This window comes from Acinetobacter nematophilus, assembly GCF_026344175.1.
GTDB lineage: Bacteria > Pseudomonadota > Gammaproteobacteria > Pseudomonadales > Moraxellaceae > Acinetobacter > Acinetobacter nematophilus.
Genome location: NZ_JAPKMY010000006.1, coordinates 179020 through 193441 on the forward strand (window position 1 = coordinate 179020; position 14422 = coordinate 193441).

The window sequence follows — 14422 nt, forward strand, 5'->3', positions numbered from 1 at the left end:
TCACAATGATTCTCACTTATAATTCCTCAAATTTCTAAGCAATCTCAAGGCGAGAAAAATGGGAAATAAGACAAAAAATCATACACTTTTTAAAAGCAAGTCTGAAATCAGAAGTATCATTCCTCTTCTTTCATTCAGTGGGGTCATCTTTCTTTCAAACCCAGTATTTGCAGCTTCAACTTCCGAATCCATAGAAACTGAAAAGAAACCTGGCGTACTCCCTACAATTACAATCAGTGCTTCACGTGCAGATGAACTCTCCACATCTGCCAAGCAGGTCACCAAACTCGATGAAAAACAAATTGAAAGCTTAAGAAATGGTTCATCTGGAAATATTGCAACTGTTTTAGCCAAAGCAGTACCTGGTTTATCAGACTCAAGTCGCACCATGACAGATTACGGTCAAACTTTACGTGGTCGTAATGCCCTCATCTTGGTTGATGGTGTTCCCATGAACCTTACACGGGATACGGCAAGAGGACTATCGGCAATAGACCCTGAAAGTATTGCCAACATTGAAGTCATTCGAGGGAGTAATGCAATTTATGGTAGCGGTGCTGCCGGTGGTATTATCTCGATCACAACCAAAGCCGCGGGCGGTGAACCTACCGCAAAAACAGTTGTTGGACTACAAACATCTTTAACAAATTTCCGTTCTGATGCTTTAGGTGGCGATATTCACCAATATTTCACAGGTAATTTTAATCAATTTGATTACGCATTCGACTTTGGTTATCAGCGTATTGGTAGTGCCTACGATGCAAGTGGCGATCGTGTTGCCCCTGAACCAGCTCAAGGAGATTTATTTGATGCCAATACCTATAGCATAGGAGGAAAAATTGGTTATCACATTGATGATAATCAATATATACAACTTGCAGCAAATTATTACAACGCTGAACAGGATTCGGATTATGCATCTGATCCAAGTACCAAAAAATTTCCAGCTGGCACTGTGCCTGCCAAAGCAATTACTGGGCTAAAACTAAAAAATCAAAATAAAAATGAGAACCAAATCTACAATTTAACTTATAACCATAAAGACCTGTTTGGTCAAAAAGTTGATGCACAAATTTATTATCGTGACTTCTTTACACGTTTTTCACCATTCGATGCCCGTTCAAATGCAAATCGTGGTAAGCAGGTCGATCAGATTTATCAAGAAAATAATGTGCTAGGAAGCCGTCTCACCGTTACCACCCCAGTTGATTTTTTAGGTGATACATCACTTGTTTGGGGCGGAGACTTCAGCCGAGAAAAAAGTGAAATGCCTTTAGATATTTTTGATCCTCAAATTTATGATCAATCTGGTGGCTTAACCTTTGTAAAAATTGGAAAACTCATTTATTTGCCAGAGTTAACTACCCAAAGCATAGGCGGTTTTTTACAACTGAAACACCGCTTTAACGATTATTGGTCAGCAGAAGCAGGGACACGCTATGAAGATACCTATGCGCAAATTGATAGTTTTGTGCCATTATCACAATTAGGCAAGACTCAACCTTATACGGTTCCAGGCGGTAAAGTAAAAGCCAATGCTTGGTTATACAATGCCAATCTAACCTTTTCACCGACAGATCAACATTCAATATATGCTTCTTTCAATCAAGGATTTCAGTTACCTGATGTCGGTGTGATTATCCGTAATGCAGGTAATGGATTTAATCTTGGTTCATCATTTTTAGAACCCGTAAAAGTAGATAACTATGAACTTGGATGGAAAGGAAACTTTAATAATTTTTCATCAAGTTTAGCAGTATTCCATTCAACGTCTGATCTTGGAGGCGTGCAATCGTTCAACAATGGTTTAGTGCTTGCTAGAACAAAAGAGAAAGTGACAGGTATTGAGGCGACTTTAGATTATATAGATGATGCAAATGTTTGGGGAACGGGTGGCAGCATCAGCGTCATGGAAGGTCGTGAACAGCCCCAAGGCACTCAAAATGAACAGGATATGACAGGATTCCGTATTCCACCATTAAAACTATTGGCCTATATTTCTTATAACCCAACTGAAACTTGGACAAACCGTTTGCAAGCGACTTACTTCGGCTCAAAAGATTACCGCTTAAATAACGCAAATAGTTTTGGTCGTTATGACGTTAAATCCTATACTACTGCTGACTTAATCTCGAGTTTTGCGCTTAATCAAAAAGATACTGTAACGATCGGTTTAGAGAATATATTTAACCGTAAGTATTATCCTCTATATAGCCAGTTAATGCGTAGTAGTGATAATACCAGCCATTTATTGGCAAATGGGCTTACGCTAAAAGCATCATATAGCCATAAATGGTAATAAAAATTTTGACATTTGAATAATTTTTAGTGCATTAAAAAGAGGCTGTTCTAAATTCGGCTTAAAAACTGAATTGGAATAGCCTCTTTTTTCACATTTTATCGACACTAAACTGAATCAAGGACACCGAAGAATCTATCAGAACCTATAAAAATATTAATCTCAAATAGAAACTGTATAAAGACTTTTAAATATAGAAAATAAACTTAATCAAAGCATCATAAAAGATTCAGACAAAAAAAAGCTCCTGTAATCACAAGAGCTTTTTAGATATTTGGCGGAAGCGGTGAGATTCGAACTCACGGAGGACTCACACCCTCGTCGGTTTTCAAGACCGGTGCATTAAACCGCTCTGCCACGCTTCCATGTGCGCAAGAATACTAAGCTTTTCCAAGTATGACAAGAAAAAAATAAGCTTAAAGTATTCAAATGCATATTGTTTCATCAAAATCAGTGATTTTGATTAAAGTTTGGCTGCTATTTCAGCACCTTCACGGATTGCACGCTTTGCATCAAGTTCACCAGCCAATTTAGCGCCACCAATAATATGATAATTGGCTAAAGTCGACTCACCCTCTTTCGGCATTAGATCCTTGACAGATTCCTGTCCGGCACACACTACAATAGTGTCTACACGCAACAATTGATCATGACCATTGCTTTCAATCCACAAGCCCTCATTGGTTACTGCTTTATATTGCACACCGCGCAACATTTTTACCGCGTGCTTTTTTAATTGTGCACGATGTACCCAACCCGAAGTTTTGCCCAAACCAATACCCAAAGGTGTTGTTTTACGCTGCATCAAATAAATTTGACGAATCGGTGGTTCAACCTCGGCAGGAACAAAACCACCTTCAGTCATATAGTTTGGATTTGGATCAATCCCCCATTCGCGTTGCCAATCTGCCAAAGGCTGTGGTTGCGGCTGATGTTCAGGTTTTAGTAAAAACTCAGATACGTCGAAACCAATGCCTCCTGCACCTATCACGGCAACCCGATGGCCCACTGGTGCACCGCGCAATACTTCCGCATAGGATAAAACTTGTGGAGCATCACTGCCCTCGATCTTCAAACCACGAGGGACAACGCCGGTAGCAATCACAACATCATCAAAACCTTCACGTTCCAACTGCTCACGATTAACTTTGGTATTTAAGCGTAGATCGACACCTGTTTTTTCAATCTGGACTTTAAAATAACGAATGGTCTCATGAAATTCTTCTTTGCCTGGTACAACTTTAGCAAGATTAAACTGACCACCGACTTCGCAGGAGGCTTCAAATAAAGTGACTTGGTGTCCGCGACTTGCTGCAATAGTCGCAGCTGACATCCCTGCAACGCCACCACCAACAACCGCAATTTTCTTTGGTTTTTTGGTTTTGAGATAAACCAACTCCGTCTCATGCGCTGCGCGTGGATTCACCAAACAACTTGCGCGTTTATTTTGAAAACTATGATCTAGACATGCCTGGTTACAGGCAATACAGGTATTAATTTCATCTACACGGTTGGTCGCAGTTTTACTGACCCAAAAAGCATCTGCCAACAACGGGCGTGCCATCTGTACCATGTCTGCTTTACCTGCGGCTAAAATTTCTTCAGCGGTATCCGGCATATTGATACGGTTTGAAGCAATGACTGGAACCGAAACATGTTTTTTCACCTCTGCGGTATAGTCAACAAAGGCAGCTCGAGGAACTGAGGTGACGATGGTCGGAATACGTGCCTCATGCCAGCCAATTCCAGTGTTTAATAAGGTAATTCCAGCTTTTTCCAAAGCTTGTGCAACAGTGATGACTTCGTCCATGGTATTACCGTCATGGACTAAATCCAGCATCGACAAACGAAAGCAAATAATAAATTTTTCACCCACTTTGGCACGAATCGCTTTGACAATTTCCACCGCGAAACGCATACGGTTTTCAATTGGTCCTCCCCAACGATCTGTACGTTGATTAACATGGCGACTCAAGAACTGATTCAGCAAGTAGCCTTCCGAACCCATAATTTCCACACCATCATAACCTGCTTTTTTGGCAAGACTTGCAGTTTCAGCATAATCCTGAATCGTTTCGAGGATCAGCTTGTCACTCATTTGGCGTGGTTTAAACATCGAAATTGGAGACTTGATTGGACTCGCTGAAACAACAAAAGGTTGATAGCCATAACGACCAGAATGCAAAATTTGCATAAGAATTTTTGCACCATGCTTATGTACAGCATGAGTAACTAAACGATGGGGCGCAATATCACCCAGAGTATTCATCGTTCCACCTGCAGGCAACAACCAACCTTGACGGTTAGGAGAAATTCCTCCAGTAATAATCAGTCCCACCCCACCTTTAGCTCGCTCACCAAAGTATGCAGCAAGTTTTGGATAATGATAGAAACGATCTTCCAATCCAGTGTGCATTGAGCCCATCACGACACGGTTCTTAATCGTGGTAAATCCCAAATGAAGAGGTTTTAAAATATGTGCATAGCTAGTTGTCATGGTGAATCCTTTTTTAATTTGGCTTTGCAACTTGTTGCATACTACTTTATCGTTTTTTTTTATTTTTTGGATGGCTTATTTTGAGAATTTCATGGTAGATAGTGTCAATTTTATCGATACGTTTGCAACGATCAATATTTCCATTATTTCACTGCATCGAAAATTTAAAATACAGTTTTATAACATTGTTAAGCATGGATTTTGGTTATTTTGCAATATTACTTTGGAATAAAAGCAAATAAGAAAAGGCATTTTAACAATGAGTCATCCTGTATTTTTAACCAGTACCACGTTTAATCATATGCCGATTGGTCAAGAAAACCAATGGGCAGATTTTTTTCAAACAGCTTCTTTTGAACTGGAAGCCAATGCGTTCATTCCTATTTTATGGCTGATGCTGTTTAGACAAGATCATCTGCACTGGGCAAAATATATCGATGAATTAGATCATGACGATGAAAGAAATCAAGGCGACCTGGAAGAGTATCAACAGGATTTTTCCGAAAGCAGCTATGCCTATTTGGTCATTGACCAACAACAGGCCTTGATTAATTTAGAACAACGAAGAGCTTTATTTAGAGACTTTTTTGGTGATGAAAATGTCCATCATTTCGAAGATTTTAAATCTTTCATATTACAGTATTATCCTCAGCATATTCTATTAAGAACCAGTGGGCTACCTCTAGATTTAAATGATGCAAATTTCCTGACCCAACCATTAACACAAATAGAAAATATGCAAACCGATGATCCTGACTATATTGCATTTCGAGAAGCACAACGTCACGACCTTACTCGTTTCGATGATTATGCCTATTTCTTTTATGGTGCGGATGTTCTGAATACAATGCCAGAATCAGATCATGAAGAGCAATCCTCAACACCTCCTACGCACAGCCAGTCAACAAAAGCAGCCGATTCATCGGGGATGGCGATCTGGATTTGCACAGGAATTGTCGCTTTATTAACACTGGGGGTTTGGTTCGTTACCGCTTCAATTCTGTACAGTGTACTTATATTTATCATCAGTGCTTTTGTACTGGGATTCATTTCTTCAAAAATAGGTGAAGCAAAGTAAAAAATAGAGCTATGTTTGATAAAAAATCATGATCAATATAACAAGCAATTGATCATGATTTTCTAAAATAATTTCTGGATAGTGATTTTTAAAATTTCATCTTTTCTATTATTTCCAATATTTTAACTTACTGGTTTGCCCGATTCCAACATTAAAACTATTGGTCGGATCAAGTTTTTGATAATGATTTTTTAAACTTGGTTTAGCCATATAGAGATGTCCAACATTATGTTCTGCAGGATATTCAGCTCCACGATCATCCAACAAATGCCACATTTGATGTTCCATCGCTAAAGGATCAACACCTTTTTTGACAATATAGTCTTGATGGAACACATGACAGAGGAAATGTCCGTAATATAGCTTATGGATAATTAAATCATCCATTGCTTGAGGTAAAGTTTCCACCCATTCTCGGTCATTTCGACGCAATGCTATATCTAAAGCAACAATATCTTCTACATCTGAACGATGTGTGTCCCGATAGCGAATTGCTGCACCAGCAACTGCAAAGCGGTGTAAAAATGCCTTTCGCCCCTCTTCCTCAGTACAGCGAAAAAAATCACCTGAAGAATGCTGTTGAAAATAATCCGTTAAAAAAGCTTCGACTTGCTCGACATCCTGATTTTCGATACGGATCATTAGATGATGTTCATATAAATCACGAAAGGTATTCATTCGTTGAGGTAAATGATTAGGTAACAGCTTGGTCACCATCTGCAAAACTTTATCGGATAAGTTGCGTAAGCCGATTTTCTCCAGATAACCATCGACCTTATCTTTCATTGCAAATGCAGCAGGCACTTTTGCTGTACCCAATTTCTCAATGAACATAAAAGTGTCTTTGCCGTATTCAGCGCCAATATCATAGGCAACACGATGAATATATTCACCGGCAATCGGCAGTCTAGGTAAATCTTTCAGTAAAAAGCGGCGAATTTCGGTCAGATCATCATGTGAATTTGTTCCCACATAAAACACCTGACTTGGAATTTTTTCAAAAGTATCCAAACGCACTGCAAACACACAGACTTTTCCTGCTGAGCCCGAAGCTTCAAACAAACGGGATGGATCCGCATTAAATCGTGCAGGGGTATCTTCATCAATTTGTTTTACATCATGTGCATAACGATGATCAGAGGCACAGCAACTTGAATTATTGATGATGTCATCAATTTGATAACTTTTACTTTCAAGTTTGGTGAGTATTTCCTCAGGCGTTTTCCCTAAATCAACACCTAAGTGATTGACTAATTCCAACTCACCTGCATCATTGACCCGTGCATAAAGTGCCAACTCCGTATAGGCAGGGCCACGACGTACCAGTGCACCACCAGAGTTATTGCAAATACCACCTAAAACTGATGCACCAATACATGATGAGCCAATTACAGAATGCGGTTCACGATTAAACTGGGCTAATTCTTTCTCCAGACGATCCAAAGTTGCACCTGGCAAACAAATGACTTGCTGACCTTGATTAATTACCTGAATTCCAGTCAAACGACGCGTACTCATCAAAATTACAGGGCGATCATAATCATCACCAAATGGCGTAGAACCGCCAGTCAAGCCTGTATTGGCAGCTTGCATAATGACAATACAATCGGCATTCACAGCAGCTTGTAAAACTTGCCATTGTTCGAATAAAGTCCCAGGAACAACGACAGCCAACACCTTACCTGAACCATAACGACGTCCTTGACGATAAAGGCGTGTATCATGATCTTCAGTGAATACATGTTGCTGACCCACTATTTGAGTCAATTGCTGAATGGTTTGCTGTGAATCAAAATTCGATTGCATTTTCGCTATCCTTTTTATAAATGCTTACTCAATAGATCAGTTCAGCATTCATCTCGGCGGCATCTTTTCAATATAAAGGTGATTTAGGAATTAACATTTTATCTGCTTCATCTCTCAAAAAGCAGATTGATCAAATTCTTGCCATCCATACATATTGGTCAATATTTTTCATTTCATTTTCATAAAATATCAACTGTTGCAAGCGCATGGCGCTTACTTCGACAGTTGATATTTAGACATATCAAATTGCATACGCTGACGAATATCTGTTAAATATCAACAATCTATTATTCATCCAGTGCTTTATCTAGCTTGACTAAACAATCAGCAGTAATATCGGCAATTGTTTTCGCACCAGTTAATGTCATTGCAACACGCATTTCTTTATCGATTAGATCCAGTAGGTTTGACACGCCTGCACCACCGGCTGCACCGAGTGCATAGACAAATGCACGTCCCAACATACAGGTATCTGCACCAAGAGCAAGCATTCGCACAACATCCAAACCGTTACGAATACCAGAATCAGCAAGAATTTTTATATCACCTTTCACCGCATCCGCAATTGGAGGAAGTGCACGTGCTGAGGACAGTACACCATCGAGCTGACGTCCGCCATGATTGGAAACCACAATGCCATCTGCACCGAAACGCACTGCATCTTTAGCATCTTCTGGGTCAAGGATTCCTTTGATCACCATTGGACCATCCCAGAACTCACGGATCCATTCCAGATCTTTCCACGAAATAGACGGATCAAAATTATTGCCCAGCCAACCGATATAGTCTTCCAGCCCAGTAGGTTTACCCAAATATTTGGAAATATTGCCCAAATCATGCGGACGCCCCATCAAGCCGACATTCCAAGCCCAATGAGGATGGAAGCAAGACTGCATATAACGGCGCATTGCTGCATTTGGACCGCTCATCCCTGAATGTGCATCACGATAACGTGCACCTGGTACAGGCATATCTACAGTAAACACTAATGTTGAACAGCCTGCTGCTTTAGCTCGTTCCAAAGCATTTTTCATAAAGCCACGGTCACGTAATACATAAAGCTGAAACCACATTGGACGATCAATTGCCGGAGCAACCTCTTCAATTGGGCAGACTGAAACTGTAGACAGTGTAAATGGAATGCCCTTTTTATCTGCAGCGACTGCGGCCTGTACTTCACCACGGCGTGCATACATACCCGTTAAACCTACAGGAGATAATGCAACAGGCATGGACAAAGTTTCATCAAACAATTTTGTTTCTAGGCTTAACTGAGACATGTCATTTAAAACACGCTGTCTCAACGCGATTTTTGATAAATCTTCTACATTTCGCTTCAGTGTATATTCAGCATATGCACCGCCATCAATGTAATGAAATAAAAATGGAGGTAAACGACGTCTCGCTGCTTCACGATAGTCATTTGCAGAAGAAATAATCATGTTCATATCCTGTTTAATCGGCTTGCACGTTGACGACGAGCTTCCTCTTCATCAATCATCCGTACTTGCTGCACTACAAATTCTATATGTCCACATACTGCATCTCTTGCAGCATCTGGATCATGACGTTCAATTGCATCCATCACCCTAAAATGTTGATCATGCAATTGATCAAACCGGTGTGTCTCTGAATAGACCTTACGTCTGCCCAGCAACACGTTAAATTGCAACAAATCAAACACGCCTCGCATCATCTGAATCAAGACTAAATTATGCGATGCCTCCGCAATCGCCAAATGAAATTTAGCATCAGCCAGCGAAGCTTGTTCATCATCCCCAAGTGCCTGAAAGTATGAAATCTGATCATAATATTCACGAATCAAAGCCAGATCCTCAGCAGTTGCACGTTGTGCCGCATACCAAGCTGAACCGCCTTCAAGAATGGTTCGCGCTTCCTGCACATCAAAACGATAGGCAGGGTCTTGATCGATTAAATTACTTAAAGGCGTCACAATCTGGTTGTGTGACCAATTCACAGGGGTTTGCTGCAAATAAGTTCCCGCACCGACTTTACTGACCAACATACCGGTGCTGGTCAGTTGAGAAATCGCTTCTCGTAAAGAGGAACGAGATACACCGAGTTGTTCACACAACTTTCGTTCAGCAGGCAAACGTTCTCCGACCTGCATGTTTTTTTCTGCGATTAACATGCGTAGGCTTTGTACCACTTTGTCGGAGACTTTCATCTGCTTTCCTTAATATTGCATTGGTTCAGTGTCGCTGAGTCTCATGGAATCATCCATGGGAACACATAAGCTTGTAGGGTAATAATAATACCGATCATTACAGTAAACGTTATACTGTGTTTAACCGTAAAACGGAACAGATCAGATTCTTTACCCACAAGCCCGACTGCTGCACAGGCAATCGCAATCGATTGCGGAGAAATCATTTTTCCAGTTACTCCGCCACTGGTATTTGCAGCAACCAGTAGAACTTCTGGCACACCGATTTGCTGTGCAGTGGTGGCCTGTAATGCACCGAATAATGCGTTGGCAGACGTATCCGAGCCTGTTAGGAACACCCCCAACCAACCCAAAAATGGTGAGAAGAAAGTAAATGCCTGCCCCGTGTGTGCCAGTGCCAAAGCCAAGGTCGCAGACATGCCTGAATAGTTGGCAATAAAAGCAAAGGCCAACACCATACCAATCGAATAAATTGGAATTTTTAACTCATTAACGGTTTCACCAAAAGTCACTACCGCTTCTTTAGGCTTCATTTTTAAGAAAATGATGGTAATGATTGCAGCAAAAATAATGGCTGTACCCGTCGCTGAAAACCAATCAAACTTATAGATCGCATCATAGTCCTTGATTTCAGACACCACTGGCGGCATTTTTTGCACCATCTGATGCAAGAAAGGCACTTTGATTGAAATTACCAAATCATGTAATGCACCATCTTTAGTGAATAAATCCTTAAATGGTTTAACACTCCAGATCGTCACCATGACGGTGAGAATTGCAAATGGCGACCAAGCTTTTGCAATTTGAGCAAGGGTATACTTTTGCTGTTTTTGCTCAGCAAGATTTTCATTCATGCTGGCATCTTCATTGGCAAAACGGAAAATATGCTTAGGCTGCCAATACTTCAGTAAGATCGTTAACGAAACCAAAGAAGCAATAGATGCCGTAATATCTGGTAACTCGGGTCCAACAAAGTTCGATGTCAAATATTGAGCAATCGCAAAAGCACCACCGCCAACAATCACCGCAGGCCAAGTTTCTTTTACCCCACGCCATCCGTCCATGATGGCCATAATCCAGAACAATACAATTGGCACCATAAATGGCAACTGACGTCCAACCATTTGGCTAATTTCATGGGTTTCAACACCTGAGACTTGCCCTGCAACAATGATGGGAATTCCCATTGCGCCAAATGCCACAGGTGCAGTATTCACAATCAGACACAGACCAGCAGCATAAAGCGGTTTAAACCCGAGCCCGACCAATAATGCTGCAGTGATTGCAACGGGTGCACCAAAACCCGCTGCACCTTCTAAGAAAGTACCGAAGGCAAAACCAACGAACAGCATTTGTAAACGCTGATCTTCTGTAATCGATAATATCGAAGAACGGATAATATCGAACTGCCCTGTTTTGACCGAAATTTTGTACAGGAATACTGCACCAATGATAATCCATGCAATTGGCCACAAGCCATAGAAAAAGCCATAAACCATAGATGCCAATGCCATCATAGTCGGCATTTGATAAGCAAATAAGGAAACCAATAATGCCAATATGACCGTAATTGTCCCCGCAACACTTCCTTTCATGCGGAATACGGCAAGGGCCAAAAAGAAAAATATAATTGGAATGAGTGCAATGGCACTGGATATCCAGATATTACCCATTGGATCATAAATCTGTTGCCAATGTTGAAGCATTGTCATCTCCTTGAAATGCTTGCCTGAACGTGAAATTTGATAAAGTCACACATTTATTCCTTAATAAATGGTATGACCAATATTAAATTAAAAACAAAAAAATAACGCATATTTCAACTTTATAGTAATTTTTGCTGATTTAAAGATCAATAGTTACTCGATTACTTAAACAATGGTATGACCAATTTTAGGTGTATTTATTTAGCTATATATGCATTTTTTCTCAATAATTCAGACTGTCAAATTTAAAAAATAATTGTTTTTAAATGTTTTTTTCAAAAACACTCTTATCTTATACAACTTTAGTCTATAAAGATCTTTAAAAAGCAAATTTTAACCAAAATTAAAACATCTTTTTATTATGTTATTTATCACAAGATTTTCAAATTGGTCTGATCATTTTAAAAATTAAACATTTCGATGCATGCTATACATCCGATAAACAACAAAAATCAGTAATAATTTACTGATTTTGTAGACAAGCATGATTTCAATGTTGTGCTCAACTCAAATGAGTTCGATAAAAATGCTTGATAAAATATGATGCTCATCAACATCATCCACCACCGCCTGAGGCAGGACTCCTTTTTCTAATATTGTTTTGACTTATTTTTATATATTGCTGATTGTGGGTGGCTTTTCCAGTGAACAGCAATATTGCTATGCAAGTGGATTGTACTTGCATACTTCTCTGCTCATACCGAAACAAAAAACAAAAGTATGACGAGCCGTAGGCTGACCCAAAAAAAGGATAAAGGCCTAGCAACTTCGCCAATTTTATTTTTTCAATAACTTATAGATAAAGTTAAGTCGAACTCAGGTTAAAAAATACCTGATTCGCCTTAATGATGCTCACAGCTCAATCCCGAATTCGCTTTCTTTTGCATTTGAATGTTTAAAGAACTCAAAATAATGCCAGAACAAATAAAAGCTGCACCTATCAAAATATTGAGTGTAATCGGTTCATGCCAAATCATGTAACCAAAAAACAAACTTAAAATCGGAATACACATAATTGAGATTGAAGCTACAAAAGTATCCACCTGACTCACAATCCAATTCCAAAGAGCAAAAGCAAATCCTGTTCCGACCACTGCAATGTAAAACAGCATAGAATCATTCAGTGGATTCATCCATACATGCAAATCAATCCGTTCAAACATCATTGCCCCAATGAAGATTACAAATCCACCCATCAATAACTGCCAAATCGTCAGTTTCATTTTGTCATAGGTTGCAAAATTCTGTTTGATATAAACTGTGGTCAATGCCCAGAAAAAACCAGACAAGATTAAAAAGGCTTGTCCAATCAAAGATAGATTGAAATGCAAATCATGCAATTGCGGCCAAAGAATTGCAATCAAGCCCAATGTACCCAAAACCAATCCAAACATTTTTTGTGTATTTAAACGTTCTTTGAGCGCATAATGTGCCAGCACACCAATAAAAATCGGCATAGTAAAGACCAAAACTGCTGACAGTCCTGAATCTACAAATTGCATGGCGAAAGTCTGAGTTGCATAAAAACCGATACAAATCATCATGCTTGAAACCATCAGTTTTTTCCATTCGCCTCTTTGAGGAAGAATGGATTTACGCAATAAACCTTGAACCAACATCAAGGTGAGTGCAGCTAAAATCAAACGTGTAGAAATAAATAGAAATGGAGGGAAAACTTGCAAACTATGTTTGACCAGTCCCCATAATGATCCCCAAACGAGACACAACAAAACGATTGCAGCCATTACTCTAAGATTCATTTGCTGTACTCATACAGATGGAAAGTCAGTACAGTTTAAAAAATAAATGACATCATGAATAATGCTATGTTTTAATACATCCATCATTTTTTTTAATGTATTTGAAATTTTGATGTGCCACCAAAATTACAATGGCTTGAGGAATTAAAATGAATATCGACATTGGGGATATTAAATCATTTGTTACGGTTGCTGAAATGAAAAGCATCTCTGCCGCTGCCAATAAACTTAACTATTTACAGTCAAATATGACCGCAAAAATTAAAAAAATTGAAAACCATTACAAACGTCAGTTATTCATTCGCAAACCCAAAGGCGTTGAACTGACTGAATCTGGAATGAATCTCTACCAACAATACAAAAAAATGATCTTCACTTGGGAAGAGACAGAAAATAAAATCTATCAACAAGAAAAATATCTTCGTTTTGGAACCAATACCAGCCTGGGAGGTATGCGTTTCTACCCGTCATTTAGTCAACTTTATGAAACGTATCCCGAGCTTTCAATCACCATGAAAACTGGTGCTACAGGTTATATCGAAGATGAAATTTTATCGGGCAATTTAGATATTGGTTATGTACTTGGGCATCCAAAACAGAAAAATATACAGTATATACAGAAAGCTGAAGATCAATTGGTGATCATCGGAAAAAGCGTCATTAACCATGAAAATCTTGAAGATTGTCTCAACCATCAGAATATTCTCTTGGCTTCAGAAGAATGCTGTTATGCCACAACATTAGATCATATTTATTCAGACTACAATTTAAGTAAAGGTGAACTCACCCATATTTATGATCATGAAGCATTGGTCAATTTCACTCAATTGGGAATGGGGATCTCAATGATCGCAAAATCACTGATCAAAAAATTTAATATTGAGTACTATCGGGAAACACCTGAGCAATATCGAGATATTGGATTTTATTTAATCGCACGAAGTGAACATGTATTCACCCCGATTGAAAAGCAATTTATTGGATTGAATGATCAGCTTTAAAGAACATAAGTCAGGATGATTTTAGCTTCACAAACAGAGTCTGACTTGTGTTGGATCAAAAATCGATTCCCAGATTGTCATTTGGTT

The 14422-nt window shown here is 39.3% G+C and carries 9 protein-coding genes and 1 tRNA gene; 3 read left to right on the plus strand and 7 right to left on the minus strand.

From position 1 onward, the window contains the following. Positions 1–58: 58 nt before the first annotated feature. Positions 59–2299: a TonB-dependent receptor gene (locus OSH00_RS12895; protein WP_266130746.1), complete on the plus strand. Its 2241-nt coding sequence runs from the start codon at positions 59–61 to the stop codon at positions 2297–2299. 275 nt (positions 2300–2574) lie between these two features. Here OSH00_RS12895 and OSH00_RS12900 read toward each other — a convergent pair. Both OSH00_RS12900 and OSH00_RS12905 read right to left on the minus strand, forming a co-directional pair. Beyond that, positions 2575–2664 (minus strand) — tRNA-Ser (locus OSH00_RS12900). A gap of 98 nt (positions 2665–2762) precedes the next feature. Further along, positions 2763–4796 carry an NADPH-dependent 2,4-dienoyl-CoA reductase gene (locus OSH00_RS12905; protein WP_266130747.1) on the minus strand — a complete coding sequence of 678 codons (2034 nt, stop codon included), beginning with the start codon at positions 4794–4796 and terminating at the stop codon, positions 2763–2765. A 259-nt stretch (positions 4797–5055) separates the two neighbouring features. On the opposite strand from OSH00_RS12905, the gene OSH00_RS12910 reads away from it, so the two are divergent. After that, positions 5056–5874, plus strand: a complete 819-nt coding sequence (locus OSH00_RS12910) for a hypothetical protein (protein ID WP_266130748.1) — start codon at positions 5056–5058, stop codon at positions 5872–5874. A 108-nt stretch (positions 5875–5982) separates the two neighbouring features. Here the strand turns inward: OSH00_RS12910 and dld are convergent, their stop codons facing one another. The 5 genes from dld to OSH00_RS12935 all read right to left on the minus strand — a co-directional run bounded on the left by dld (position 5983) and on the right by OSH00_RS12935 (position 13334). Then, positions 5983–7680, minus strand: a complete 1698-nt coding sequence (dld, locus tag OSH00_RS12915; protein WP_266130749.1) for a D-lactate dehydrogenase — start codon at positions 7678–7680, stop codon at positions 5983–5985. A 287-nt stretch (positions 7681–7967) separates the two neighbouring features. Continuing rightward, positions 7968–9122 (minus strand): FMN-dependent L-lactate dehydrogenase LldD, encoded by a 1155-nt coding sequence (gene lldD, locus OSH00_RS12920; protein WP_196076666.1) that lies wholly within the window; start codon positions 9120–9122, stop codon positions 7968–7970. Positions 9123–9124: 2 nt separating this feature from the next. Further along, the gene (gene lldR, locus OSH00_RS12925; protein WP_196076665.1) at positions 9125–9868 is read right to left on the minus strand and encodes a transcriptional regulator LldR; all 744 of its coding nucleotides are present in this window, start codon (positions 9866–9868) and stop codon (positions 9125–9127) included. 41 nt (positions 9869–9909) lie between these two features. Next, positions 9910–11580, minus strand: a complete 1671-nt coding sequence (gene lldP / locus OSH00_RS12930; RefSeq protein WP_266130750.1) for an L-lactate permease — start codon at positions 11578–11580, stop codon at positions 9910–9912. Between the two features lie 836 nt (positions 11581–12416). After that, entirely contained in the window at positions 12417–13334 is a 918-nt protein-coding gene (locus OSH00_RS12935; protein WP_266130751.1) for a DMT family transporter, read from the minus strand. Positions 13335–13483: 149 nt separating this feature from the next. Here OSH00_RS12935 and OSH00_RS12940 point away from each other — a divergent pair, with 149 nt between their 5' ends. Beyond that, entirely contained in the window at positions 13484–14335 is an 852-nt protein-coding gene (locus OSH00_RS12940; RefSeq protein WP_266130752.1) for a LysR family transcriptional regulator, read from the plus strand. The last annotated feature ends 87 nt before the right edge of the window (positions 14336–14422 follow it).

Bases quoted from the DNA above. Each gene is read 5' to 3' on its own strand.
- OSH00_RS12895 (WP_266130746.1), top strand. From the start codon at position 59: ATGGGAAATAAGACAAAAAATCATACACTTTTTAAAAGCAAGTCTGAA.
- lldP (WP_266130750.1), bottom strand. From the start codon at position 11,580: ATGACAATGCTTCAACATTGGCAACAGATTTATGATCCAATGGGTAAT.
- OSH00_RS12935 (WP_266130751.1), bottom strand. From the start codon at position 13,334: ATGAATCTTAGAGTAATGGCTGCAATCGTTTTGTTGTGTCTCGTTTGG.
- dld (WP_266130749.1), bottom strand. From the start codon at position 7,680: ATGCAATCGAATTTTGATTCACAGCAAACCATTCAGCAATTGACTCAA.
- OSH00_RS12905 (WP_266130747.1), bottom strand. From the start codon at position 4,796: ATGACAACTAGCTATGCACATATTTTAAAACCTCTTCATTTGGGATTT.
- OSH00_RS12910 (WP_266130748.1), top strand. From the start codon at position 5,056: ATGAGTCATCCTGTATTTTTAACCAGTACCACGTTTAATCATATGCCG.
- lldD (WP_196076666.1), bottom strand. From the start codon at position 9,122: ATGATTATTTCTTCTGCAAATGACTATCGTGAAGCAGCGAGACGTCGT.
- lldR (WP_196076665.1), bottom strand. From the start codon at position 9,868: ATGAAAGTCTCCGACAAAGTGGTACAAAGCCTACGCATGTTAATCGCA.
- OSH00_RS12940 (WP_266130752.1), top strand. From the start codon at position 13,484: ATGAATATCGACATTGGGGATATTAAATCATTTGTTACGGTTGCTGAA.